Origin of the sequence: Faecalicatena orotica (assembly GCF_905197545.1) — a bacterium.
GTDB lineage: Bacteria > Bacillota > Clostridia > Lachnospirales > Lachnospiraceae > Faecalicatena_A > Faecalicatena_A orotica.
On sequence record NZ_CAJJZH010000009.1, the window covers coordinates 81775 to 105817 of the forward strand.

26 protein-coding genes are annotated in these 24043 nt (G+C 44.9%); 15 read left to right on the plus strand and 11 right to left on the minus strand.

What is annotated here, in order from left to right:
• The first annotated feature begins 11 nt into the window (after window positions 1–11).
• Window positions 12–2096 (plus strand): EAL domain-containing protein, encoded by a 2085-nt coding sequence (locus tag ABIN22_RS18035; RefSeq protein ID WP_346910331.1) that lies wholly within the window; start codon window positions 12–14, stop codon window positions 2094–2096.
• A gap of 168 nt (window positions 2097–2264) precedes the next feature.
• Complete coding sequence (locus ABIN22_RS18040) at window positions 2265–3161, plus strand: tyrosine-type recombinase/integrase (RefSeq protein WP_346910333.1); 897 nt, start codon at window positions 2265–2267, stop codon at window positions 3159–3161.
• Window positions 3162–3228: 67 nt separating this feature from the next.
• On the opposite strand, the gene ABIN22_RS18045 is transcribed toward ABIN22_RS18040, so the two are convergent.
• The 4 genes from ABIN22_RS18045 to ABIN22_RS18060 form a co-directional block, all read right to left on the minus strand.
• Window positions 3229–3672 carry an aspartate carbamoyltransferase regulatory subunit gene (locus tag ABIN22_RS18045; RefSeq protein WP_109729201.1) on the minus strand — a complete coding sequence of 148 codons (444 nt, stop codon included), beginning with the start codon at window positions 3670–3672 and terminating at the stop codon, window positions 3229–3231.
• A gap of 33 nt (window positions 3673–3705) precedes the next feature.
• On the minus strand, window positions 3706–4626 hold the full coding sequence (pyrB, locus tag ABIN22_RS18050) for an aspartate carbamoyltransferase (RefSeq protein ID WP_109729202.1): 921 nt from the start codon (window positions 4624–4626) through the stop codon (window positions 3706–3708).
• A 56-nt stretch (window positions 4627–4682) separates the two neighbouring features.
• A complete protein-coding gene (locus ABIN22_RS18055; protein WP_109729203.1) occupies window positions 4683–5231 on the minus strand; it encodes a nitroreductase family protein in 549 nt (182 codons plus the stop codon).
• A 145-nt stretch (window positions 5232–5376) separates the two neighbouring features.
• The gene (locus tag ABIN22_RS18060; protein ID WP_109729204.1) at window positions 5377–5754 is read right to left on the minus strand and encodes a putative ABC transporter permease; all 378 of its coding nucleotides are present in this window, start codon (window positions 5752–5754) and stop codon (window positions 5377–5379) included.
• A gap of 135 nt (window positions 5755–5889) precedes the next feature.
• On the opposite strand from ABIN22_RS18060, the gene pheA reads away from it, so the two are divergent.
• Genes pheA through ABIN22_RS18075 form a run of 3 tightly spaced genes read left to right on the plus strand, consistent with a single transcriptional unit; the run spans window position 5890 to window position 9202 of the window.
• Window positions 5890–7020: a prephenate dehydratase gene (gene pheA / locus ABIN22_RS18065; protein ID WP_118618581.1), complete on the plus strand. Its 1131-nt coding sequence runs from the start codon at window positions 5890–5892 to the stop codon at window positions 7018–7020.
• Window positions 7021–7050: 30 nt separating this feature from the next.
• Window positions 7051–8343, plus strand: coding sequence for an ATP-binding protein (locus tag ABIN22_RS18070; RefSeq protein WP_118618583.1), 1293 nt, complete (start codon window positions 7051–7053; stop codon window positions 8341–8343).
• Between the two features lie 43 nt (window positions 8344–8386).
• A complete protein-coding gene (locus ABIN22_RS18075; RefSeq protein ID WP_109729207.1) occupies window positions 8387–9202 on the plus strand; it encodes a DUF6612 family protein in 816 nt (271 codons plus the stop codon).
• A gap of 142 nt (window positions 9203–9344) precedes the next feature.
• Here ABIN22_RS18075 and ABIN22_RS18080 read toward each other — a convergent pair whose 3' ends face one another.
• A complete protein-coding gene (locus ABIN22_RS18080) occupies window positions 9345–11081 on the minus strand; it encodes an Rqc2 family fibronectin-binding protein (RefSeq protein WP_346910337.1) in 1737 nt (578 codons plus the stop codon).
• Between the two features lie 174 nt (window positions 11082–11255).
• On the opposite strand from ABIN22_RS18080, the gene ABIN22_RS18085 reads away from it, so the two are divergent.
• The 9 genes from ABIN22_RS18085 (at window position 11256) to ABIN22_RS18125 (ending at window position 18138) form a co-directional block, all read left to right on the plus strand.
• Window positions 11256–12134 (plus strand): YicC/YloC family endoribonuclease, encoded by an 879-nt coding sequence (locus ABIN22_RS18085; RefSeq protein WP_109729209.1) that lies wholly within the window; start codon window positions 11256–11258, stop codon window positions 12132–12134.
• Between the two features lie 37 nt (window positions 12135–12171).
• On the plus strand, window positions 12172–12810 hold the full coding sequence (gene gmk / locus ABIN22_RS18090; protein WP_346910340.1) for a guanylate kinase: 639 nt from the start codon (window positions 12172–12174) through the stop codon (window positions 12808–12810).
• Between the two features lie 3 nt (window positions 12811–12813).
• Window positions 12814–13059 carry a DNA-directed RNA polymerase subunit omega gene (rpoZ, locus tag ABIN22_RS18095; RefSeq protein ID WP_109729211.1) on the plus strand — a complete coding sequence of 82 codons (246 nt, stop codon included), beginning with the start codon at window positions 12814–12816 and terminating at the stop codon, window positions 13057–13059.
• A 59-nt stretch (window positions 13060–13118) separates the two neighbouring features.
• Window positions 13119–14441, plus strand: a complete 1323-nt coding sequence (gene rimO, locus ABIN22_RS18100; RefSeq protein ID WP_109729814.1) for a 30S ribosomal protein S12 methylthiotransferase RimO — start codon at window positions 13119–13121, stop codon at window positions 14439–14441.
• A complete protein-coding gene (pgsA, locus tag ABIN22_RS18105) occupies window positions 14441–14983 on the plus strand; it encodes a CDP-diacylglycerol--glycerol-3-phosphate 3-phosphatidyltransferase (protein WP_109729212.1) in 543 nt (180 codons plus the stop codon). The genes rimO and pgsA overlap by 1 nt, the downstream gene beginning before the upstream one ends.
• A gap of 3 nt (window positions 14984–14986) precedes the next feature.
• Entirely contained in the window at window positions 14987–15502 is a 516-nt protein-coding gene (locus ABIN22_RS18110) for a CinA family protein (RefSeq protein WP_109729213.1), read from the plus strand.
• Between the two features lie 468 nt (window positions 15503–15970).
• Window positions 15971–16663 carry an iron-sulfur cluster assembly scaffold protein gene (locus tag ABIN22_RS18115; protein ID WP_109729214.1) on the plus strand — a complete coding sequence of 231 codons (693 nt, stop codon included), beginning with the start codon at window positions 15971–15973 and terminating at the stop codon, window positions 16661–16663.
• Between the two features lie 35 nt (window positions 16664–16698).
• A complete protein-coding gene (locus ABIN22_RS18120; protein ID WP_109729215.1) occupies window positions 16699–17709 on the plus strand; it encodes a GGGtGRT protein in 1011 nt (336 codons plus the stop codon).
• 99 nt (window positions 17710–17808) lie between these two features.
• Window positions 17809–18138 (plus strand): cupin domain-containing protein, encoded by a 330-nt coding sequence (locus ABIN22_RS18125; RefSeq protein WP_118618591.1) that lies wholly within the window; start codon window positions 17809–17811, stop codon window positions 18136–18138.
• A gap of 67 nt (window positions 18139–18205) precedes the next feature.
• Here ABIN22_RS18125 and ABIN22_RS18130 read toward each other — a convergent pair whose 3' ends face one another.
• Window positions 18206–19024: an ATP-dependent RNA helicase gene (locus tag ABIN22_RS18130; protein ID WP_346910345.1), complete on the minus strand. Its 819-nt coding sequence runs from the start codon at window positions 19022–19024 to the stop codon at window positions 18206–18208.
• Window positions 19025–19216: 192 nt separating this feature from the next.
• Here ABIN22_RS18130 and ABIN22_RS18135 point away from each other — a divergent pair, with 192 nt between their 5' ends.
• On the plus strand, window positions 19217–20551 hold the full coding sequence (locus ABIN22_RS18135) for an MATE family efflux transporter (RefSeq protein ID WP_109729218.1): 1335 nt from the start codon (window positions 19217–19219) through the stop codon (window positions 20549–20551).
• A gap of 18 nt (window positions 20552–20569) precedes the next feature.
• Here ABIN22_RS18135 and ABIN22_RS18140 read toward each other — a convergent pair whose 3' ends face one another.
• The 5 genes from ABIN22_RS18140 to ABIN22_RS18160 are packed head-to-tail and all read right to left on the minus strand — an operon-like array spanning window position 20570 to window position 23871.
• Window positions 20570–21091, minus strand: coding sequence for a hypothetical protein (locus tag ABIN22_RS18140; protein ID WP_109729219.1), 522 nt, complete (start codon window positions 21089–21091; stop codon window positions 20570–20572).
• Between the two features lie 21 nt (window positions 21092–21112).
• Window positions 21113–21844 carry an ABC transporter ATP-binding protein gene (locus ABIN22_RS18145; RefSeq protein WP_242995911.1) on the minus strand — a complete coding sequence of 244 codons (732 nt, stop codon included), beginning with the start codon at window positions 21842–21844 and terminating at the stop codon, window positions 21113–21115.
• A gap of 1 nt (window position 21845) precedes the next feature.
• The gene (locus ABIN22_RS18150) at window positions 21846–22226 is read right to left on the minus strand and encodes a GntR family transcriptional regulator (protein WP_109729221.1); all 381 of its coding nucleotides are present in this window, start codon (window positions 22224–22226) and stop codon (window positions 21846–21848) included.
• Between the two features lie 5 nt (window positions 22227–22231).
• Window positions 22232–23017 (minus strand): hypothetical protein, encoded by a 786-nt coding sequence (locus ABIN22_RS18155; protein WP_346910348.1) that lies wholly within the window; start codon window positions 23015–23017, stop codon window positions 22232–22234.
• Complete coding sequence (locus ABIN22_RS18160; RefSeq protein WP_118618597.1) at window positions 23014–23871, minus strand: ABC transporter ATP-binding protein; 858 nt, start codon at window positions 23869–23871, stop codon at window positions 23014–23016. Before ABIN22_RS18160 ends, ABIN22_RS18155 begins: the two co-directional genes overlap by 4 nt.
• Window positions 23872–24043: the final 172 nt, after the last annotated feature.

Below are 24043 nucleotides of genomic sequence, written 5' to 3' on the forward strand. Positions count from 1 at the left end.
ACAGGCGAACTATGTACAGCAGAATACTTCGTGCAATCTATAAAATAGAGAATAACCATGTGTTTTCAGCAGTGAAGAAGGGATTTACACTTTTAATCCCTGTTCTTCTCGTGGGTTCTTTTGCGCTTTTATTCCTTAATTTCCCAATTCCTGTGTTTCAGAAATTTATTGCAGAATGGGCGGGGGGAGTCTTATCGACATCCCTGCACTTTCTCTTTGATTCAACGGTTGGTTTCATGTCTATATATCTTGTGGTCAGCATCAGTTATTATTATTCCTCTGAAATGAAGGAACGTGATGGGTTTCTTCAGGTGATGGCTATGGTAGTATCTGTGGTTTGCTTTGCGGCTTCTTTTGGAGCGGCTGGTGGTTCTATGGAACTAAGTGACTTAGGTCCTGTCGGGGTATTTACAGCGATGTTTTCTTCCGTGGCTGCGACTAAGCTGTTCTACTTTTTTTATGGAAAGATCTCAGCAGCACACAGATTCCGATCCAGAGGGGCGGACGTGGATTATAGAAATTCACTTTCTGCAATTTATCCCCTTCTTCTGTGTGCGCTTATTTTTATCGGAATGAATCTGACTATCCAGACAGTCTTTAAAGTAGATAACTTAAACGATCTTGTGACAGATGGCATAGTATTTTTGTTCCACAATATCAATGATGGGTTAGGCGCCGGAATCCTGTATGTTGTTGTACTGGATATTCTGTGGATATTCGGTATACACGGGGGCAATGCGCTGGAGCAGGTGGCACAGACGTATCTGGTCCCGAATGACAATGCAGCGGGAGTGATTATATCCAAATCCTTTTTGGACAGCTATGCATTGATAGGGGGCTGCGGGGCGGCAATCTGCCTCCTGGCGGCGCTGCTCATCTTTTCCAAAGGAAAGGATAACCGGCAGCTGGCTTACTCCGCATCCGGTGCGGTTTTGTTCAACATTAATGAGATCCTTGTGTACGGACTTCCCGTTGTGCTGAATCCGGTTCTGATCATTCCATTTATTCTGACCCCGGTAATTTCCCTCCTCATCGCGTATGGTTTTGCCACAATGGGATTTCTGCCGATACTGGGAAGGACTGTGACATGGACGACACCTGTTTTATTTAGTGGGTATTTATCCTCCGGTTCATGGAGGGGCGTGGCCGTGCAGCTGGTGATTCTGGCAGCAGGGACAGGGGTTTATGCCCCCTTTGTATGCCTTGCACAGAAAGTAAAAGAACAACAGGCAAAGATGCTTTTAAATGAGCTGACTGCTTATTTTAAACTGGTGCAGCAGGAGGGGCGGGACGTCCATCTTATGGAACAGCATGACAGCAAAGGACTGCTGGCTCGGAATATGGCAGAGCAGCTTCGGATCGATGTCGAACAGGAGCGGCTGACGATGGGGTATCAGCCGCAATATCATAAAGAGCATGGTCTGACAGGTGCAGAGAGTCTGCTTAGATGGAGATATATGGACTACCCGGTTTATCCTCCTCTGGTAGTGGCTCTGGCGAAGGAGGATGGTTTCTTTGACCGGCTGACACAGGTTGTGGTAAAAACATCCATGAAAGCATGTAGTGAACTTTTAAGAGAGGGCAGTGCATTGACGATATCGGCAAACATATCGGCTGACCAGATGGATTCAGAACAGTTTATCAATCGTGTTATCCGTATGGCGGAAACATATGGAGTATCGGGGCATTATTGCCTCGAGGTGACAGAAGAGTCAGCGGTTGACCGGATGGAAGAGATTCCGCACCATATCAGCAGGCTGAAGTCGGCAGGGATTCTGGCAGCAGTCGATGATTTCAGCATGGGCAGGACCAGCCTTATGTATCTACAGACATCCAGTTTTTACGCTGTAAAACTGGATGGAAGACTGGTACAGGGGCTTCTGGAAAATGAGCGGAATCAGGAGATCATTGCATCAATTGTATCTCTTGGAACCAATCTTGGATTTGTTGTGATGGCAGAATACGTAGAGACAGAAGAGATCCGTGAAAAGTTAGAGTCTCTGGGATGTAATCTATATCAGGGATATTTATACAGTCCGGCGGTTCCGCTGGAGCGGCTGAAAGAAATTGTGAAAGGCAGTCAGCCAAAAAAATAGCAGCATTTGTAAGGTCAGAGTGTGCAGGCAGGTCAGGATTTGTGGGAAATGCAAATCCAAAGCAGCCTGTACACTTTTTTTATTTACAAATGTTACAGTAGGAGTTATACTGGTAACAACAAGATAGTTCCGCTTCGCGGATTTACGAACAAGAGGGAGGAGGACTATATGAAAAAACAAGATACCGGAGTCGTTAAACTTGAGATTTGGGATGAATTTGTAAAGCATTTCAGAAATGAGAGAACAGCCGCAGCTTATCTGACTGAGATAGCGGAATTTGAACGAATCAGCAAAAAGTCCTTTTTCGCCAGTGGTGCAAAGGAGGCGGAAAGATATTACAAATGGTTGAAGAACAGAGAAGAATGCGGTGAAATAAGCGGAAGTACGCTAGGAAAAAAGTTCTGGGAATTACATTCTTTTGCATCCTTTGCAGAAAAATGGAGTGGGATGTACGGGGTACAGCCGGGGTTCGAGGACTGTTTTTTCCCTTGGCTGAGGGAAGCAGGGCATCAGGAAAAGCTGGTACACAGTATCCCGGTAGAAGATATGGATGCTTTATACCGGGCGGCGCAGGAGGACAAAATGGCTTATACAATCATTACCATCATCCACAGAGTCGGGTTATCGTCCAGAGAAATCTCGGAATTAAGACCCGGCGATTTTGCCTCTTATGACAATGGTGTATTCGCACATATAAGAAGCAGGGAAGAACTTTGTTTCATTCCGGCGGACGTTGTACAAATACTGAATCAGTTTCTGGAAGAAAGAGAGGATTTCGAATTCCTTTTTTACAATAGAAAAGGAGATCCATTAAATAAAATGTTCATCAGCAGGATGCTGAAAAAATATACGGGACTGGCAGGAATACCATCTTACAGTGCCGAGAAGATACGGACGACCTGTGGCGTTACAATGTCCGCATATGGTGCAACAGCGCGACAGGTTGCCAGACAGATGGGGATTACAGGGACACAGATTCGAAAATATCAGAACAGGCAGTATAAGGATAATCTGAGAGTCAGGGCAAATGAACTGGTAAAGATACGGATAGAACCGCCAGTGTAGATGAATTGGTAAAATATTCTGAAAATGAAGGTGCATAGGGGTCAGACCCCTATGCACAATGTTGGTACTACTTATTATCGTTATATTTTTCCTCACAGTATTTACAACGGTATATCTGATTTTCTTCGTCTGTCAATACAAAGACATGTTCCAGCCCCTGCTCAATGGAAGTGATGCAGCGGGGATTTCTGCAGCGCAGGACATTTCGAATTTCTTTTGGAAGTGTCAGGCGCTTTTTCTCTACAATCTCTTCGTTTTGGACGATGTTGACTGTTATTTTATGGTCGATGAAACCGAGAATGTCTAAATCCATGAAATCGATCGGGCATTCTATTTTCATGATGTCTTTCTTGCCCATTTTGCTGCTTTTTGCATTCTTTATGATTGCCACGCAGCAGTCTAATTTATCAAGATGTAAGTATTTATAAATTTCCATGCTTTTGCCGGCTTCGATGTGGTCGAGTACAAAACCTTCGGAGATACGGCCAACGTTCAAAGTGTTTTTCAACATAATGTTCCTTCTTTCTTCTAATCTGGGTGTATGTTAGTCTACATGAATATCCAGCAGAGTGAGGATCAGTGCCATGCGGACATAGACTCCGTACTGCATCTGCTTAAAATATGCTGCACGAGGGTCATCGTCTATTTCCACGGATATCTCGTTCACCCTCGGAAGTGGGTGAAGTACATACATATCCTCAGGTGCAAGCTTCATTTTCTTCTTATCTAATATATAGAAGTCTTTCATACGCACATAGTCTTCTTCATTGAAGAAACGTTCTTTCTGGACTCTTGTCATATACAGGATGTCGAGTTCAGGCATTGCATCTTCCAGACGGACGACTTCTTTATAGGAAATGTTCTGTTTGTCCAGTACATCATGGCGCATATAGTCAGGAAGTCTCAGTTCTTCAGGTGAAATCATGACGAATTTGATGCCGGTGTAGCGCACAAGTGCATGAATCAGTGAGTGTACGGTACGCCCGAATTTCAGGTCGCCGCAGAGGCCGATTGTCATATTGTTCAGACGGCCTTTGACGTTTAAAATTGTCAGCAGGTCAGTCAGTGTCTGGGTTGGATGCTGATGCCCGCCGTCACCGGCATTGATGACCGGGATGGAAGAATGCTGGCAGGCAACCATCGGTGCGCCTTCTTTCGGATGACGCATGGCACAGATATCTGCATAGCAGGAAATCGTCCGGATCGTATCAGAAACGCTCTCTCCCTTGGCAGCAGAACTGGAATCTGCGGAAGAAAATCCCATAATGCTTCCCCCCAGGTTCAGCATGGCAGCCTCATGGCTCAATCTTGTCCGGGTACTTGGCTCATAAAATAAAGTAGCCAGTTTTTTCCCGTCACAGGCATGTGCATATTTGTCAGGATGTGCCTCTATATCCTGCGCAAGAGTTAAAAGTTCGTCAAGTTCCTCTACGGAAAAATCCAGAGGACTCATTAAATGTCTCATAAAAAACCTCCTCGTATGCCCCAGGGCATATTAATCTTATCAGTATTTCAGCCATTTTAGAGATTATTGGGATAGTACACTAATAATTCCCGGGCCGACTTGCGTTTTGGCGGTTCCGGCTCTGATTCCGGATAACCAATTGCAATTAATGCAGCAAGTTCCTGATCTTCTGGTATGTTTAGAAGTTCTGTGATACCATCTTCATCAAAAATCCCCATGATTACCGTGCCGAGCCCATATTCTTTAGCGGCAAGGCAAAACGTCTGGCATGCAATCCCCACATCACACATCTGCCATCTGTCGCCCTTTTTCGTCGAATAAGAACCATCGCGCTCGAAACCACACCGCCCCTTTATGAAGGTGACAGCGATCAGCATTGGTGCCTGCCGGATAATATTCGCATTGTGCTCACGGGTGAATTCATCGGCAATCTTTCCGAGAAGGGAAGAATCTTCGATTGCGATATAACGGGTAATCTGAGTGTTTTTCCAAGATGGAGAATAGGATGCTGCATCCACAATTGAATTAATAATTGAATGGTCAATCGGGTCCGGCTTGTATTTACGGATACTTCTCCGGGTTTTGATGCAATCAATCACGTTCATTTGTATACCTCCCTGTCTGAAATTGTGTTACTGTGCACGTCCTATGGGCGAACACAGTAACCTGAAATTCTCTTCAACTAATCATATACTAAAACAGGGTGATTTTCAACAAGAAATTTATGAGTTTTTTTAGAGGCATATCTGGTTAACGCAGGATTTTTTCAAACAGCAGTCCTGCACCGAACCATAAGGGGGCATAATCGAATCTTATGAGTCCTTTCAGATTATATTTGGACTTGCTGTAGTCCCAGGGACACGCGTGATGCTTTTTCAAAAAGCTGCCTGAGAGGAACTCACCGGCAAAGATACAGCAGGTATACACACTGCCGCGCAAAAACGGGCTCTTCCCTTTCAGGAGACGGCAGACCGGGGTCAGCAGACAAGCTGCCCCATAAATCGGGAACATCCAGATGGAAGTCCGTCCGACCAGAGTGAATTCTTTTCGTTTAAAGGAATGCAGGGCTGTGAATATAATCTCCATGCACCAGCCCACGGTGCCGCATATAATAAATTTGTTCTTCATGGTAAGAAGTATGTTTAGGACAGGGGAATTTTATACGCAGTTTATGTTAAAAAACAGCCTGAACGGAAAAAATGGTTGGATTATACAGTTAAATGTATTATAATATTTCTTAGTTTGTGCAAAGGAGAAATAAAAATGGCTACATTGGAAGAACTGAGAATGCAGTTGGATGAGATCGATGACCAGCTTGTAAATCTGTATGAAAGCAGGATGCAGGTATGCAGGGAAGTCGGGGAACTGAAGGTAAATACAGGCAGAAAAGTGTTTGACCGGCAAAGAGAGCGGGAAAAGCTGGAGGCAGTATCTGCAAAGGTATCCGGGGATTTTAACAAGAAGGGAATTCAGGAACTGTATGAACAGCTTATGTCCATGAGCAGAAAGCTGCAGTACCAGCAGCTGGTTGAGGCCGGCGCACTCGGACGCCTTCCATTTATTGAGGTGGATTCACTGGACAAATCAAATGCCAGGGTGGTATTCCCGGGGGTGGAAGGCGCTTACAGCCAGGCTGCCATGCAGCATTATTTCGGTGAGAACTGCAACAGTTTCCATGTGCGTACATTCCGGGATGCGATGGAAGCGATTGAGGAAGGGTCTGCCGATTATGCGGTTCTTCCGATTGAGAATTCGTCAGCAGGTGCTGTCGATGAGATGTACGATCATCTTGTAGAGTTTGAAAATTACATAGTAGGTGAAACAGTGATCCCTATTACACATACACTTGCCGGCCTGCCGGGAACGAAACTGGATGATATCCAGCGGGTGTATTCAAAAGGAGTAGCACTTCTGCAGGCATCACGTTTTCTGAATGAACACGGTAACTGGCAGCAAATCAGTGTGGCTAATACGTCTATCGCGGCCAAGAAGGTCCTGGATGACCAGGATTACACCCAGGCGGCTGTGTGCAGTGCATATGCGGCTAAAGTTCATGGATTGTCTGTACTTGAAGAAAATATCAATGATGTGCCGAATAACTCCACAAGGTTTATCGTTGTAACGAATCAGAAGATTTTCCTTCATGATGCGTCAAAGATCAGTATCTGCTTCGAGGTGCCCCATGAGAGTGGTTCGCTGTACCACATCCTGTCTCACTTCATATATAATGACCTGAACATGACAAAGATCGAATCCCGCCCGATTGAGGGAAGAAACTGGGAGTACCGTTTTTTCGTGGATTTTGAAGGGAATATGGCGGATGCAGCGGTGAAAAATGCAATCAGGGGCCTTCGGGAAGAAGCCAGAAATCTGAAGATACTCGGGAATTATTAAAACAGGAACGGACAGGAAAGAGGAACAGATATGCGTACGAATGAATTAATGCTCTATAAAAATATGGAATATGGGGAACTTCTTCTGGATATGACATTTTTGATAGAGAATTATGAGAATGAATATTATAACAGGGAAGACTTAAGAAGCCTGCTCTTTGAATGTGTGAATGCGCTGCTGGAGCTGTCAGTGAGCCACGGTTTTGAAGGAAATCTGTGGCACACGTATCTGACATTTCTTCTGGCAAGCGATGAGAATGCATACAGTACATCCTGTGAGATCGTAGGCCCGGTGGATGGAAGCATCAACGATATTGCACTTCAGGACTTCGGGGTTTTCAAAGAATTGTTTGATTATGATTTCAGCAGGCTGGAGGAAATACTGGACGTAAAATGTTTCTCAGTTCTGCTGGATTATCAGAGCATCAATGAAGGCAGCAAGGTTTTCAATAAACGCATCAGGGACAGAATCTGCGGGCTTGCAAAAGCTCTTGGAAATGCCGGAAGCGTGGGGATGTTTAAAAATATACTGACCCAGTTCTATAAGGAATTTGGCGTGGGAAAGCTCGGTCTGCATAAGGCCTTCCGTGTGGAACACCCGGAAGAGGAAGGCGTACAGATCGTGCCGATTACGAATATTGCACATGTGCACCTGGATGATCTGGTCGGATACGAGATTGCAAAAAAGAAACTGATCGATAATACACGGGCATTTGTAGAGGGCAGGAGGGCAAACAATTGTCTTCTGTACGGTGATGCAGGAACAGGAAAGTCGTCTTCCATCAAGGCAGTCCTGAATCAGTATTATGACCAGGGGCTGAGGATGATCGAGGTCTATAAGCATCAGTTCCAGGATCTGAATGATGTGATCGCGCAGATCAAGAACAGGAATTATAAGTTTATTATTTATATGGATGACCTCTCATTCGAGGAATTTGAGATTGAGTATAAATACTTAAAGGCTGTCATCGAAGGCGGGCTGGAAAAGAAACCGAACAATGTACTGATCTATGCCACTTCAAACCGCAGGCATCTTGTGCGCGAGACATTCAAGGATAAGGCGGACCGGGACGAAGAATTGCATACGAATGATACAGTTCAGGAGAAACTGTCATTGGTAGCCAGATTCGGGGTGACAATCTATTTTGGTTCTCCGGACAAAAAAGAATTCCAGATGATTGTAAAAGAACTGGCAAAACAGAATGGAATTAAAATGCCCGAGGAGCAGCTGCTCCTCGAGGCAAATAAATGGGAACTGACCCACGGCGGCCTTTCAGGCCGTACGGCACAGCAGTTTATTGACTATCTTCTCGGATGTCAGTAAGACGTGTGTACAGCAGCCCCAGAACAAAAAAGAAGGATATTTCATGAATAAAATTGCAAAAAAAACAGGGAGTGTACTTTTGCTGCTAATTTTCTGTGTAGTTCTTACAGCAGGATGCAGCGGAAAACTGACTCCTAAAAAATTAATGTCATCGGTTTCAAAGAATCTTGCAGGGGCGGAATCCATAACTAATACGCTGAGTATGCATATAGAACTGGAAGATGTACTGGATACAATGAAGATTTCGATGGACATGACGATGGAAAATACTGCAAAACCGAAGGCTGGCCATGCGAAGGGGACGGCAGAGGTGAATTTCAGCGGAAATAAGGTAGGCAGCGGTATCGAGATATATCAGGTAAATGAGGGCGATGAATTTGTAACATACAGCAGTATGTATGATAAGTGGAGCAGAGAAGCTGCCAGCAGCGCCGGGAAGAGTACGTTTAACGGCAATCTTTTCGAGGAGGCGGGCGCATCCATTAATTCATTCCGCCTGGCAGAGCAGAGTGTAGAGGTAGGCGAAAAGGAATGCTATGAGATGTACGGGGATATAACAGGAAAAGAACTGCTGCAGTTTATGGGGCTGGATATGATGGGTGCATTTGGTCTGGTAGAAATCCCGGATGAAGATGCAATTGCAAATCTGGCAGTTCCGGTTACGATAGACGTATATCAGGAGGAACTACTGCCGGCCAGAGTAATCGTGGATATGACAGATGTGATGAATGACCTGTACGATGAATACGGTAAAAGTACGAATGTGAATGACTTTACAATTCAGCTCGGTTATACGGGATTCGATAATGTTGGGGAAATCCAGGTACCGCAGGAAGTAAAAGACGCCTGTACACCATAATAATGATGTATAATAGGGGCTGTAGAAATATTCCCCTAAAAGCGAAAAGCTCTCGTCGTACAATGTACGGCGGGAGCTTCTTTGACATTACGTAACGATAACGTCATTTTCCAACATATATTAAATAGAAAACTTTCCTGTACTATGAAAGCTCCTTAATATGCGAGATATCACTGTCTATGACAAGCGAATAATTTGTATAGTATACAACGAAACCGGGTTTCGCCCCTTTTGGTTTTTTAACATGTTTCTTTTCTATATAATCTATTTCTACCTTGTCACTTCCGCGTGATTTTGAATAATAAGCGGCCAGACGTCCGGCTTCTTCGAATGTCTTGTCGGGAAGTTCTTCTCCCTCTGATTTGACAATGACATGTGACCCGGGAGCCCCCTTAGCATGGAACCACCAGTCATTGCCCACGGCAAAGCTGAATGTGAGTTCATCGTTCTGAAGGTTATTTTTGCCTACATAAATATGAAACCCATCGCTGGATATATAATGAAGCGGTTTATTTTTTATTTTTACCTTTTTCTTTGTAAACTTCCGGCGCATATAGCCTGCGCTAATCAGTTCTTCCTTGATTTCGGCCAGATCGTCTTCCGTCAGTGCGATGTCCAGGGCCGTGCTTATTGATTCGAGGTAAGTTATGTCATCACCAGTTTCCTGAATCAGTTTGGATAAAGCCTCCCATGTTCTCTTTTGCTTGTTGTATTTATCAAAATAACGCTGTGCATTTTCCTGAGGTGTTTTCGTGCCATCCAAAGGAATCGTGACCATCTCATTGGTATAATAGTTGAGCGCTTCCAGTTTTTTAGCGCCTGCATCAAGGTTATAGCCGTAGGTGTTGATCAGTTCGCCGTAAACCTTGTATTTATCGCGGTTCTCCGTATCCTTAAGCTGCTTAAGCTGCAGATCATACTTTTTCCGGTTCCTTTCCAGTGCAGTCTGTACGATATGGCGCAGGTCAGCTGACTTCTGACGGATGCGCGTGATCGTATTTTTAGAAGCATAATATGTTTCCAACACTTCTGAAATACTGGAAAATTCCCGCTGCGCGTAGCCGCCAAAATGGGTCAGCGTAAGTGCGGAGAACTCTTTTGGCTCCTTTCCATCGTAATAAATGGCAGGAGAGAATTGGTTCTCCTTCACTGCCAGAAAAAATATGTTAAACTGATTATACACATGTTTCAGGATGTCTTCTGACAGTTCCTTTGGAGTGACAGAAGAATCTACACCAGAAAGCGAACATACTTCTTCAGCCACTACAGGGCTTACACCGGTGAAGCTGGTATATATGGCCTTGGAAAGCGGCATTGGCTTTTCCGTAAGAAGACGGATAAAATCAGGCTCCTCTACACTCAGGGGATCAGACTTTTCCATTGTGTCAGGGATAAAGTACTCCCTGCCCGGAAGAACCTCGCGCACAGAACTCATCTGGGCAGATACATGCTTGATACTGTCGATCACCATGCCGTCCTCTGTGCAGAAAATGATGTTGCTGTGTTTTCCCATAATCTCCACGACCAGGTCTTTCCGGCACAAATCGCCGAGTTCATCAAGATGTTCGATCGTAAAATGGATGATACGCTCCAGCTTCGGCTGGTAAATGTCTACAATCCGGCCATTACTGATATGTTTTCTCAAAAGCATACAGAAATTAGGGGCCGTCATCGGGCTTGGTTTGTTTGAATCTGTTAAATATATCAGCGGGAGAGAGGCGCTTGCAGAAATACAGAGCCGTTTCTGCCCGGAAGGAGACTTCAGTGTCAGAAGCAGTTCATCTGTCTCAGGCTGTGCGATTTTAGCGATTCTGCTATTTAATAATTGTTCTTTTAGTTCGTGGACCAGACAGGCCACGCATGTTCCGTCAAATGCCATGATTTTTCCTTTCTTTATGCGGCAGGATGGTTACCACGTTTTTAAATAATAGTAGCCTTATTCCGCCCAAATGTCAAGAATTGCAGGTGAAAGGTTGACCGGGAAGGGGCATAGGGGGTATAATGTTTCATAATGCGTAAGAAACAAAATATGGAAAATAAAGGATGAACGACCATGATAAAAAGCATGACAGGTTTCGGCAGGTGTGAGGTTTTAAAGGAATCCAGAAAGTTTACGGTGGAGCTGAAAAGTGTGAACCACAGATATCTGGATGTGAATATCCGCATGCCAAAGAAGCTTAACTTTTTTGAAACATCAATCCGTACGCTGCTGAAACAGTATGCGAACAGAGGGAAAGTGGATATTTTTATTACTTATGAGGATACGTCTGAAAGTCAGGTATCTCTCAAATACAATGCTTCACTGGCGGCAGAATACATGAAGTATTTTAAACAGATGGAAGAAGAGTTTGGTCTGGAGAACGATATACGTGTCTCTGCCTTGTCCCGTTATCCCGAGGTTATCACGATGGAAGAACAGTGTGAGGATGAGGAAGAACTCTGGAATGGGCTGAAAGAGGCTTTGGAAGGTGCATTTGCACAGTTTGTGGAGACAAGGAAGACGGAGGGGCAGAACCTGAAGCAGGACATTCTTGAGAAGCTGACAGGGATGGAGAAGCTGGTTGCTTTTATCGAAGAACGTTCCCCTGAGATCATAGCCCAGTACCGCGCCAGGCTGGAAGAAAAAGTGGGAGAGCTGCTTAAGGATACCCAGATGGAGGAAAGCCGCATTGCTGCGGAAGTCATCCTGTTTGCAGACAAGATCTGCACAGATGAGGAAGTGGTCCGTTTAAAGAGCCATATCAGTCATATGAGGGACACGCTGGAAGAAAAGGAAGGGATCGGAAGAAAGCTGGATTTCATTGCCCAGGAGATGAACCGTGAGGCGAATACGATCCTGTCCAAGGCAAACGATCTGGAGGTTTCCAACTGTGCCATCAGCCTGAAGACAGAGATAGAAAAGGTCAGGGAGCAGATACAGAACATAGAATAAGTAACATAAAATATAGAACAGGTAAAGGATGTCTGAGATGAATAGAAGAGGAATTCTGATCGTCGTGTCCGGATTTTCCGGTTCCGGCAAGGGAACTTTAATGAAGGAACTGTTGGGCCGCTATAAGGAGACATATGCGCTTTCTATCTCCGCAACAACACGTTCTCCAAGGGAAGGAGAAGTGGACGGAAGGGAATATTTTTTCAAAACCCGGGAAGAATTTGAAAAAATGATTGCGAAAGATGAACTGATAGAGTATGCTAGGTATGTGGAAAATTATTACGGAACCCCGCGTGAATATGTGGAGAAGCAGTTAGAAGCAGGTAAGGACGTCATTCTGGAGATTGAGATACAGGGCGCCCTGAAGGTAAAGGAGGCATTTCCGGACACACTGCTTTTGTTTGTCACACCTCCGTCGGCAGAAGAGCTTAAGAAGCGTCTTGTCGGAAGGGGCACGGAGACAATGGAGGTCATTGAATCCCGGATGAAGCGCGCAGTAGAAGAAGCCGAAGGCATGAACAGATACGATTATCTGATAATCAATGATGAACTGGAGGTCTGCACGGAGCAGATGCATACTATTATCCAGAGTGAACATCACAGAAGTTTTCGTAATACAGGATTTATGAAAGAAATTAAAGCTGATTTGGACAGAAGTTTGAAAGGAGAATCATAAGATATGTTACATCCATCTTACACAGACTTAATGCAGGTCGTTAACAAAGACGTAGAGGAAGGCGAGACAAAGATCGTCAACAGCCGCTACTCTATTGTACTGGCAACATCAAAAAGGGCAAGACAGCTGATCGACGGTGAACTGCCTCTTGTAAATGCAAAGAATGGCGAGAAGCCGCTTTCAACTGCTATTGAAGAACTGAATGAAGGCAAGCTGAAGATTATCGCTGAGAATGCAGAAGAAGAATAGTAAAGAAAAGGAGGCAGATGCGCTTAGAGTATCTGCCTTTTAAAAATATGGGAGGTTTTATGAAGATACTTTTTATTTCTCTGGGATGCGACAAGAACCTGGTGGATACCGAGGTTATGCTGGGGCTTCTGGCATCAAGAGGATATCAGATGACAGATGATGAGACAGAAGCAGATATCATTGTTATCAATACATGCTGTTTCATCCATGATGCCAAGGAGGAGAGTATTCAGAATATTCTTGATATGGCAGAATATAAGAAAGAAGGAAACTTAAAGGCTCTGATTGTGACCGGGTGTCTGGCAGAACGCTATCGTCAGGAGATACTGGATGAGATTCCTGAAGTGGATGCCGTGCTGGGGACGACAGCCTATGACAAGATTCTGGATGCTGTAGATGAGGCTTTAGCTGGGCATCATGTAGTAACGATGGAAGATATCAACGCTCTTCCAGACGTGACGCAAAACCGTCTGGTAACGACAGGGGGACATTATGCATACCTGAAGATTGCAGAGGGATGTGATAAACACTGTACCTACTGCATCATCCCGAAGATCCGGGGGAACTTCCGGAGTGTACCGATGGAGCGCCTGATCAAGGAGGCGGAATATCTTGCCGGGCAGGGGGTAAAGGAACTGATCCTCGTAGCGCAGGAGACCACGCTTTATGGAAAGGACCTTTATGGAGAGAAGAGGCTGCACCTGCTTTTGAAAGAGCTGTGCAGAATTAGTGGAATTCAGTGGATCAGGATTCTGTACTGTTATCCGGAAGAGATTACGGATGAACTGATTCAGGTAATGAAGGAAGAAAAGAAGATCTGCCATTATCTGGATCTGCCAATCCAGCATGCCAGTGACGATATCCTGAAGCGCATGGGAAGAAGGACGTCAAAGCAGGAACTTAAGGATATTATCGGCAGACTGAGACGGGAGATCCCGGACATCTGCCTGCGTACAACGCTGATCACCGGCTTTCCGGGAGAGACGCAGGAGCAGCATGACGAATTGCTTGATTTTGTAGATGAGATGGAATTTGACCGTCTGGGCGTGTTCACTTACTCACCGGAGGAGGATACCCCGGCAGCTTCGATGCCGGACCAGATTGACGAGGAAGTGAAGCAGGAACGTCAGGCAGACCTGATGGAGCTTCAGCAGGAGATCGCGTTTGATAATGCCCAAAACATGGTCGGCAGGGAAGTACTGGTTATGATAGAAGGAAAAGTGGCAGACGAGAATGCCTACGTCGGCAGGACTTACCGGGATGCCCCGAATGTAGACGGACTAATCTTTGTAAATACAGACGAAGTACTTGTGTCCGGGGATTTTGCAAAAGTCAAAGTAACCGGGGCAGTAGACTATGATCTGATAGGAGGACTTGTGTAATGAATTTACCAAATAAGCTTACAATATTAAGAGTCATTATGGTGCCGTTTTTTGTATTGTTCATGCTTACTGATATCGGGGGCAGTGCAAATAAATGGATTGCACTTGTGCTCTTTGTGATTGCCAGTCTGACAGACCTTTTAGACGGGAAGATTGCAAGAAAGTACAATCTTGTGACAAATTTCGGGAAGTTTATGGACCCTCTTGCTGACAAGCTTTTAGTCTGCTCTGCAATGATCTGCCTGATTGAGATGAATAAGCTCTCAGCATGGATTGTAATCGTGATCATCAGCAGGGAGTTTATTATCAGCGGATTCAGACTTGTAGCGTCTGATAACGGGGTTGTAATCGCAGCCAGCTACTGGGGGAAGTTCAAGACTGTTTTCCAGATGGCAATGATTATCGTGCTGATCGCAGATCTGGGAGGTATGTTTGCTGTAATCGGAGATATCCTTGTATGGATTGCGCTTGCACTTACTGTGATTTCCCTGATAGACTATGTGGTAAAGAACAAACAGGTTCTGACACAGGGAGGGATGTAAAAGATGTATCCGGAGTGGGTATTGAATAAAAAAGAAGCGGATGAGGCGAGCCTTGAGGAACGCCTTGTTGCAATGCTGGCCGGCAGGGGACTTACCATTACTACAGCAGAATCCTGTACCGGCGGCCTGATCGCTGGAACACTGGTGAACGTGTCCGGTGCCTCTGACGTGCTGAATGAAGGATATGTGACCTATTCCAATGAGGCAAAGGAGCGGCTTGTCGGGGTAAAACACGAGACGCTTGAGACATACGGGGCTGTCAGTGAACAGACTGCGGCAGAGATGGCCAGGGGAGCTGCGAAGGCAGCACATGCGGATGTGGCTTTAAGTGCTACCGGAATTGCCGGACCGGGCGGCGGGACTGAGGAAAAGCCGGTCGGGCTGGTGTATATCGGATGTTATGCCTTGGGAAAGACAAAAGTGTTAAAATGCCAGTTTACGGGAACCAGAATGGAGAACCGGATGCAGACGGTGGAAGATGCCCTGACTCTGGCGGTTGAACAGCTAGAAGGCTGCTGACAGCAGATAGAATATTATAGAAAGAAAAAAGACTTCTGAGTTACCATTAACCGGGCTTGCCAGCCTGGCTTCTGTAAGCAGGAGTCTTTTATTGTACCACTTTTCTGATTTCACATAAATTCCATATAACTTTTAAGGTTCTTCTAAAGTAACGTATTTATACTGTCATGGAAATATAAAATAAGCAAGGAGAATTGGCAGTTAAGTATGAGGACAGGTAAATATGGAAGAAGAGTCGGCTGAGGCAGTGATACAGTCTATTTCCGGGGAAGTTTATCAGTACTTAAATGGTGGAGAGTAGCTGGAAACTAAAATTGTCTTATAAATATGACACATGTCAGGCGAAACTTGTATAATCTTACAATTGACGAAAGTCGAAAATTGTGCGAAAATATCTCATATACGGCGTTAAATAAATATCAAGCGCCTATAGGAAGAAAATCATACATATTTGAAAGGAGTTTTAACATGATTTATTCACATGAAGTAGAAATGATGTGTCCGGTAGCTCAGGGTGCAAATCACGGACCAGCTCCAATTCCGGAAGAAGCAAAATGGGTACAGGCTAAAGAGGTTAAAGATATTTCTGGATTAACACATGGTGTAGGCTGGTGTGCTCCTCAGCAGGGTACATGCAAGCTGACATTGAATGTTAAAGAAGGTATCATTCAGGAAGCACTGGTTGAGACAATCGGATGTTCAGGAATGACACATTCAGCAGCTATGGCATCAGAGATCCTTCCGGGAAAGACTATTCTGGAGGCACTGAACACAGACCTTGTCTGTGATGCTATCAATACAGCAATGAGAGAACTCTTCTTACAGATTGTATACGGAAGAACACAGAGTGCATTCTCTGAAGACGGACTTCCTATCGGCGCAGGTCTGGAAGATTTAGGAAAGGGACTTCGTTCACAGGTTGGTACAATGTACGGAACACTGGCAAAAGGTCCTCGTTACCTGGAGATGGCAGAAGGATATGTAACAGGAATCGCTCTGGATGAGAACGATGAGATCATCGGATACCAGTTCGTAAGCCTCGGCAAATTAACAGACTTTATCAAAGCAGGCGATACACCGAATGATGCATGGGAAAAAGCAAAAGGCCAGTACGGACGTGTTGCTGATGCAGCTAAGATTATCGACCCACGTAAAGAATAACAGGTAACGTTAAAATAAATCAGGAGGACAATTAAATGGCTTTATTTGAATCATATGAAAGAAGAATTGATAAAATCAATGAAGTATTAAACAGCTATGGCATTGCTTCTATCGAAGAGGCAGAGAAGATCACAAAGGATGCCGGACTTGATGTTTACAATCAGGTAAAGAGCATCCAGCCGATCTGTTTTGAAAATGCCTGCTGGGCATACATTGTAGGTGCGGCAATCGCAATCAAAAAAGACTGCAGGACAGCAGCGGAAGCAGCAGCAGCAATCGGAGAAGGACTTCAGTCTTTCTGTATCCCTGGTTCTGTAGCTGACCAGCGTAAAGTAGGTCTTGGACATGGTAACTTAGGAAAAATGCTTCTGGAAGAAGACACAGACTGCTTCGCATTCCTGGCAGGACATGAATCTTTTGCAGCAGCAGAAGGTGCCATCGGTATCGCTGAGAAAGCAAACAAAGTCCGTAAAAAACCTCTGCGTGTAATCCTGAACGGTCTTGGAAAAGATGCAGCAAAGATTATCTCCAGAATTAACGGATTTACATATGTACAGACAGAGTATGACTACTATACAGGAGAACTGAAAGAAGTTCAGAGAACTGCTTATTCAGAAGGACTCCGTGCAAAAGTTAACTGCTACGGTGCAAATGATGTACGTGAAGGTGTTGCAATCATGCACAGTGAAGGCGTAGACGTATCTATTACAGGAAACTCTACAAACCCGACACGTTTCCAGCACCCGGTTGCAGGTACATACAAGAAAGAATGTATCGAGCAGGGTAAAAAGTACTTCTCAGTAGCATCAGGCGGTGGTACAGGACGTACACTTCACCCGGATAACATGGCTGCAGGACCGGCTTCTTATGGTATGACAGATACTCTGGGACGTATGCATTCAGATGCACAGTTCGCAGGATCTTCATCTGTACCGGCTCACGTAGAGATGATGGGACTGATCGGCGCAGGCAACAACCCGATGGTTGGTATGACTGTTGCTGTTGCAGTAGGCATCGAAGAAGCAGCAAAGGCTGGAAAGTTCTAGGAAGATAATTTAAATATTTTTTGAGAACCGCGCTAACTGTTTATGGTTGGTGCGGTTTTTGAGAATATGAGTTGTTACTGGTTTTTAGGAGGTACTAAAATGACAGTTGAAAGAATAGAAAATATGTGCGGCGGAGAGGGCCATGTAATCATCAAAAGAATACTGGGTGAAAAAGAATTAAACGGAAAATGCGGCCTGTATGCCGAAGTTACGCTGGAACCGGGATGTACGCTGGGCTATCATGAGCACCACGCAGAGAGTGAGACATACTATATACTCTCGGGTGAAGGTGTATATAACGACAATGGAAACGAAAGAAGTGTGAAGCCGGGAGATGTTACCTTTACCCCGGATAACTGCGGACACGGGCTGGCTAATACAGGGCTGGAGAATCTGGTATTTATGGCACTGATTATTAAGGATAATTAAATCAATATAAAAAGAGCGGGCGCTGCGAAATAGGCGAGTAATTCATCTATGGAGCAGCGCCCGTTTTTTAACTCATATGTCTTCGTACCAGACAGGAAACAGCACCCGCCAGGCATAATCCAAGTAATACGTTATGAAGTGAACCGAATACATCAAGGGCACCTTTTATTCCATTCAAGATCTCATAAGAACCCAGAGTATCCGGCAGGAAGGAACAGAGCAGGAAGGAAAGATAAGAGGCTATATAGATAAAAATGAAGGAAAACAGGCCTCTTCCGGTATCTTCCCGGTAGACTTTCCGCCCCTCGCGTATTCTCATTTTTGTTAATGACCAGAAAAAGGAGATCAGCTCGAACAGCAGGAAAACGGCTGCTACCGCCGCATATGCGGCCAGTGCAAAGTTCTTTTCCGTTAAGATATTCTGCGGGTCCCCGTAAGGTGCGGCCCCCCTCCAGAAATTATAGGCAAGGACGCCAAACGTACCTGCCATGATCAGAACGGAAATAATTCTGACAACAGAGCGGGCTACGCGATAGATTGCTTTTGTACCGTATTTAGCTGTCTTTTTGACAGGCGAGAGCAGCCGGCCGGAAGATTTGCGCCTTGCACGTTTTCTTCTGGGGGAATCGTGGTCGTACTGATAATCATTACTGTCGTAATCGTCATCATCATACAGGTTGTCTTCATAGTCATCACCATACAGGTCGTCTTCATAGTCATCATCGTAATCGCTGTCATATTCATCCGTGTCAGCGGCTACTGTTTTATTGACTGTATCACCAGACACAGGTTTCGTATCAAAGCTATATGAAAAGGGAATTTCTTCTTCGTAGGTTACTTCAAAATCATCATCAAAAATAGTAGCACCGTTTTTGGTAGTACTCATCAAACTCCTCCTCGAATTGAATCTAACAAAATATATCTATCCACTTTAGGTATGGTATAACTTTTTCTTAATATACTCAAGGGCAAACACAAAAAATTCATAAAGTCCTAAGATTTCTTTTATATTTTTATGAAAAGTGTTAGAATAAAAAAGTGTTGCGATCATGAGAAAAAAGAAGCAGGAGTGATAGATATGATTACGGATATGACAGAAGGAAAGCCTTTTGGGATACTTTGGAGATTCACGGTACCTATGCTGATCAGTGTAATGTTCCAGCAGCTTTATAATATAGTAGACAGTGTTGTAGCGGGGAAGTTTGTCGGAGTGAACGCCCTGGCGGCAGTGGGTGCATCTTATCCCATTACGATGATCTTTATGGCGGTGGCTACGGGGCTGAATATTGGATGCTCGGTTGTGATTTCGCTCTATTTCGGTGCAAAAGAGTATGAACAGATGAAAAGTGCCGTGAGCACCTCCCTTCTGACGGTTCTGGGGATCAGTGTTTTCCTTACCATCCTGGGCCTTATTCTGGGCAGGCCGCTGATGACTCTTTTAAAGACGCCGGAAGATATTTTCGGGGATTCGGCACTTTACCTTAACATATACATATGCGGACTGATTTTTCTTTTTATGTATAATATCTGTACGGGTGTCTTTACCGCGCTGGGAGATTCAAAGACTCCTCTGTATTTCCTGATTGCATCCTCGATTGGGAATATCATTCTGGACCTTGTTTTTGTCATCTGTTTCCATATGGGTGTGGGCGGCGTGGCGTGGGCCACATTTCTGGCACAGGGCGTTTCTTCCATACTTGCGTTCTTCACCCTGCAGAAGCGGTTGAAAAGTGTCGGGAGCAGAGAGTACAGAAGGTTTTCCTCTACTATGCTCAAAAAGATCATGGAAGTAGCGGTTCCGAGCATCCTGCAGCAGAGCTTTATCTCGGTCGGGAACCTGTTTGTCCAGGGGCTGATTAACAGTTACGGTTCCGCGGTTGTGGCGGGGTATTCGGCGGGAATGAAGATCAATACATTTGCAATCACCTCGTTTACCACGCTGGGAAATGGTGTTTCCAGCTTTACGGCCCAGAATATGGGGGCGCGAAAGCCAGACCGGATTTCGAAAGGCTTCCGCGCGGGTACAGTCATGGTTCTGAGTGTTGCAGTACCGGTATTCCTTCTCTTTTTCTTCGCCGGACAGCCAATCGTGCAGCTGTTTATGAGCGAAGGGGGAGAGCGGGCCGCCGAAGTCGGCGTGGAGTTCCTGCGAATTACATCCCCGTTCTATGCAGTAATCTCGTTAAAACTCATTGCGGACGGCATCCTGAGGGGAGCCGGGGCAATGAAAGCGTTTATGATTGCTACGTTCTCTGACCTGATCCTGAGAGTGATTCTGGCATTTGTGTTGTCAGGAGTCTGGGGAGAGACAGGGATCTGGCTGTCGTGGCCGGTCGGCTGGGTGATAGGGACATCACTTTCCGTCGGATTTTATATATCGGGTATCTGGAAAAAGCAGAACCTGATTGCTTAGAATGTATTTAAATAAGGCTTATTCTGACGTGAGGATATCCTGTAGCCAGTCGATGCCAAGAAGGGCAAGTATGATGCAGAGCCCGAGCACAATACTGAGTATGATCTGGGAAATGGAGGGTACCCATATTGCCTTTGCCCCGAACATGGTAAAGATCACAAAATAGTAAATGATAATGGACAGTACCATATAGATACCAAAAATTTTCAGCATAACTTTTGCTTTTGCCATATAAAGATCCCGTTTCAGGATGGGGAGTGTATCGTATTTCCGGAGCAGAAAGGATAACTGATCCCGCTCACGGATCCAGAACAGGCGGAAGTTCAAATAGACTGTCTCTATGGCGAGTCCGGCCCAGAAGGCAGGATGCCAGAAGGAAACGGGTTCCACCGCTGCCGTAAGACCGTCCGCATTCAGGCCGTACGTCTGGATGGATGCCTGGGTTTGAGCCTGAATGAAGTAAACATACAGTATGATAACCATGATAATATAATAATAACTGGCATGCAGCCTCTTTTTTTCTATCTGATATAGTGTCATAATGTATCCTCCTCACAGGAATCAGGACAAAAGGTCTTTAATATGAAATCTTTTAAACGGATCGGCATCGGGATTCTTTTCCCGGGCAGAGCGGCGGTACTGGTCTTCCAGTGATTCTTTTGTATCGTTCCTGATGAGCCTTCCATTTTTTAAAACAAGGACATAGTCAGCAAGTTTGTCTAAATCCTCGGTTATATGGGTGGATAGAAGAATCCCGATATCTTTTTCGAGAACATCCTTAAGGATTGCAAGAAAATCCCTCCGGAAAACAGGATCGAAACCTGCCATCGGTTCATCCAGGAAAAGGAATCGAGGCTGGTGTGCAAGTGCGAAGCAAAACTGCATTTTCATGGCTTCCCCTTTGGAAAGCTGATAAACCTTGCGGGAAGGCGCAAGCTCCATCTTATCCAGCCAGAAGTAGTAGTCTTCAAGTGACCATTCCGGAAAATAAATTCCCAGATTCTGCCCGTTCTCCAGTATAGACTGTTCCTGAAAAAATGATAAATTCTCTGAAATATATCCAATCTTTTCTTTATATGCGGCAGGATTCTGTGACAAGGAGATACCGTCTATGACTGCCTCGCCCTGCATCCTGCGTGCTGTCCCGGATATGCAGCGGAATAAGGTTGTTTTCCCGGAACCGTTTGGGCCGATCAGTGCGGCAAGGTAACCGCTTTCGAGCATAAAGGAGATATCCTGTAATGTAAAGTTTTTATAGCTCTTTGTAATATTTCTGCATTCGAATTTTGACATCTTATTCGTCACTTCCTTCCCAGAGAATCTGCACCATATCCTGAAACTGGCTGAGTGTTAATTCCAGACGCCGGCCTTCCTGTATTAATTGGCTGATCTGCCCCTCCAGCCGCTTCAGCTGTTCTTCCCGGAGTGCCTCCCGGTCAGGTTCTTTGATATAGAAGCCTTTCTGGGGAAGTGAGTAGATCAGCCCGCCCGCCTCCAGTTCCTCATAGGCGCGTTTAGTTGTGATGACACTGATGCTTAAGTCTTTTGCCAGTGAGCGGATGGAAGGAAGCATATCTCCTGGTTTGAGCTCTCCTTTTAGGATGGCATTTTTAACAGCCTGTATAATTTGTTCATAAATAGGGAGACTTGAGTCTTCCCTGATGAATATATTCAATCGTTTCACTCCTTTTTATCCGGAATAGGGTAATATATTTTTTCATAGGAAAGCATGTAGGACAAAACAGGAGTAATGCAATACTTTGCCAGCAGGATATTGACGGCAAAGGCAATGCACCAGATAAGGAATATCCACCATGTCCATGTGATCCGGGCTGCGGCAAGGGAATAGAAAATAATAATCTCTAAGAGCAGCAGTGCAAACCAGTAGACGCCGGCAATGACCTCGCTGCTCTTTTCACTGACTATATCAGGCTCTGCAATAAGTGCTTCTTTTCTGTTGCCCGGATCTGTGCGGAGGTTCAGGTCAATCAGCAGGAAAAACCAGAGACTGAGCTGTACGAGAATTTCCGTCCAGTTTTGGGAGACAAAGAACTGTCCTATTACGATGTAACGGAGGAGTATATATGTAAATACAATACTCAGAATTACTTTTATCATTAGATGCAGTCTTAAGTACTTCATTTTTTCTTTTTCCCCTGCCGCACAGACATACAGCGGTCTGGAAAGACGGATTGGCATTTTTTCAAGCAAAACCCACAGCAGTATGATTGCAGCTGCAGAGGCGGCAGATAAAAGGATGATTCCGCTGCTGTCAGAACTGAAAAAGTGATCCAGCGCAGCCTGCGGATAAGTGCCGTCCGGGCGCACCATATCCCCTAAGTACTGAAGAAGGGTGATGTGCACAATCATGCTCATACCGATACAATAAACGATGAAGTAAATCAGGATACTTAAAAAATTCTTTTTGATATCCAGCCATAAATCATTCAGAATAATACGGATCATTTTATGAACCCTCCTTTGCTGAGATAATACATCAGGTCTTCCAGTGACGGTCTGGTTACGGCCAGTCCTTTTAACTGTCCTTCCTTTGGAAATTCAATCAGGAGAGAACTTTTATAAGGTTCATAGAGCCGGCAGATGACATTGGGCCCGAAGGTATGTTCAATCTGCTCACGCGTTCCGGAGGCAATGTAAAAACGGTCCCCCAGTTCTTCCTTATCCAGCTCCAGGCATATGCTGCCTTCGTCTAAAAGAATGATATAATCCCCAATCTGGTCAAGGTCATTCGTCAGGTGTGTGGAGAAGAGGATGCTGCGCTTTCCGCTTTCCACAATATCCTGCATGTAGCCCAGAAGCTCTCTGCGAAAGAGCGGGTCCAGCCCGGCGGCCGGTTCATCCATCAGAAAGAGCTTTGCATCGTGTGATAAGGCAAAGGCAAGCTGGAAGCGGGTTTTTTGTCCCTTAGACAGTTTTCCGGCCTTCTGCTTCGGAAGCAGCCCGAAGCGTTCACAGAACTGGAGGTAAAGGGAATGATCGTACCGGGAATAAAGCGAACCAAAGAGCCTGCCGTTGGCTTCTATACTGAGATTGTCTTCAAACAGTGATTCATCCAGCACAAACCCGATTTCATTCTTTGCCTCTTTTTCTTCTGTTTCCATATTATACCCATTGACATAAATATCACCGCTGTCCTTCTGATACAGCCGGAGGATCGTCTTAATCAGTGATGTCTTGCCGGCCCCGTTCCTGCCAATCAGTCCCATGATATATCCCGGTTCCAGTGACAGATTAATATCGAGAAGTTGCAGACTGCCGATGGACTTGTTCAATTTGCGGATTTCCAGCAGATTATCCATAAAATCCCTCCTGACGTGTACTGTGTATAGGTGCCTATGACTGTATATAATCTGTATATGTCTATATATACAGATTAAGCCTGGAAGATATATTTGTCAATAGGGGAATAGAAAATAAAAGAATTTGGTAATAATAACCTGTGTACAGAGAATGACATACACATTTGAAAAG

What these genes read in the sequence shown, in the direction of transcription:
- ABIN22_RS18035 (WP_346910331.1), top strand. Translation starts at nt 12, where the DNA reads ATGTACAGCAGAATACTTCGTGCAATCTATAAAATAGAGAATAACCAT.
- ABIN22_RS18040 (WP_346910333.1), top strand. Translation starts at nt 2,265, where the DNA reads ATGAAAAAACAAGATACCGGAGTCGTTAAACTTGAGATTTGGGATGAA.
- ABIN22_RS18045 (WP_109729201.1), bottom strand. Translation starts at nt 3,672, where the DNA reads ATGTTGAAAAACACTTTGAACGTTGGCCGTATCTCCGAAGGTTTTGTA.
- pyrB (WP_109729202.1), bottom strand. Translation starts at nt 4,626, where the DNA reads ATGAGACATTTAATGAGTCCTCTGGATTTTTCCGTAGAGGAACTTGAC.
- ABIN22_RS18055 (WP_109729203.1), bottom strand. Translation starts at nt 5,231, where the DNA reads ATGAACGTGATTGATTGCATCAAAACCCGGAGAAGTATCCGTAAATAC.
- ABIN22_RS18060 (WP_109729204.1), bottom strand. Translation starts at nt 5,754, where the DNA reads ATGAAGAACAAATTTATTATATGCGGCACCGTGGGCTGGTGCATGGAG.
- pheA (WP_118618581.1), top strand. Translation starts at nt 5,890, where the DNA reads ATGGCTACATTGGAAGAACTGAGAATGCAGTTGGATGAGATCGATGAC.
- ABIN22_RS18070 (WP_118618583.1), top strand. Translation starts at nt 7,051, where the DNA reads ATGCGTACGAATGAATTAATGCTCTATAAAAATATGGAATATGGGGAA.
- ABIN22_RS18075 (WP_109729207.1), top strand. Translation starts at nt 8,387, where the DNA reads ATGAATAAAATTGCAAAAAAAACAGGGAGTGTACTTTTGCTGCTAATT.
- ABIN22_RS18080 (WP_346910337.1), bottom strand. Translation starts at nt 11,081, where the DNA reads ATGGCATTTGACGGAACATGCGTGGCCTGTCTGGTCCACGAACTAAAA.
- ABIN22_RS18085 (WP_109729209.1), top strand. Translation starts at nt 11,256, where the DNA reads ATGATAAAAAGCATGACAGGTTTCGGCAGGTGTGAGGTTTTAAAGGAA.
- gmk (WP_346910340.1), top strand. Translation starts at nt 12,172, where the DNA reads ATGAATAGAAGAGGAATTCTGATCGTCGTGTCCGGATTTTCCGGTTCC.
- rpoZ (WP_109729211.1), top strand. Translation starts at nt 12,814, where the DNA reads ATGTTACATCCATCTTACACAGACTTAATGCAGGTCGTTAACAAAGAC.
- rimO (WP_109729814.1), top strand. Translation starts at nt 13,119, where the DNA reads ATGAAGATACTTTTTATTTCTCTGGGATGCGACAAGAACCTGGTGGAT.
- pgsA (WP_109729212.1), top strand. Translation starts at nt 14,441, where the DNA reads ATGAATTTACCAAATAAGCTTACAATATTAAGAGTCATTATGGTGCCG.
- ABIN22_RS18110 (WP_109729213.1), top strand. Translation starts at nt 14,987, where the DNA reads ATGTATCCGGAGTGGGTATTGAATAAAAAAGAAGCGGATGAGGCGAGC.
- ABIN22_RS18115 (WP_109729214.1), top strand. Translation starts at nt 15,971, where the DNA reads ATGATTTATTCACATGAAGTAGAAATGATGTGTCCGGTAGCTCAGGGT.
- ABIN22_RS18120 (WP_109729215.1), top strand. Translation starts at nt 16,699, where the DNA reads ATGGCTTTATTTGAATCATATGAAAGAAGAATTGATAAAATCAATGAA.
- ABIN22_RS18125 (WP_118618591.1), top strand. Translation starts at nt 17,809, where the DNA reads ATGACAGTTGAAAGAATAGAAAATATGTGCGGCGGAGAGGGCCATGTA.
- ABIN22_RS18130 (WP_346910345.1), bottom strand. Translation starts at nt 19,024, where the DNA reads ATGAGTACTACCAAAAACGGTGCTACTATTTTTGATGATGATTTTGAA.
- ABIN22_RS18135 (WP_109729218.1), top strand. Translation starts at nt 19,217, where the DNA reads ATGATTACGGATATGACAGAAGGAAAGCCTTTTGGGATACTTTGGAGA.
- ABIN22_RS18140 (WP_109729219.1), bottom strand. Translation starts at nt 21,091, where the DNA reads ATGACACTATATCAGATAGAAAAAAAGAGGCTGCATGCCAGTTATTAT.
- ABIN22_RS18145 (WP_242995911.1), bottom strand. Translation starts at nt 21,844, where the DNA reads ATGTCAAAATTCGAATGCAGAAATATTACAAAGAGCTATAAAAACTTT.
- ABIN22_RS18155 (WP_346910348.1), bottom strand. Translation starts at nt 23,017, where the DNA reads ATGATCCGTATTATTCTGAATGATTTATGGCTGGATATCAAAAAGAAT.
- ABIN22_RS18160 (WP_118618597.1), bottom strand. Translation starts at nt 23,871, where the DNA reads ATGGATAATCTGCTGGAAATCCGCAAATTGAACAAGTCCATCGGCAGT.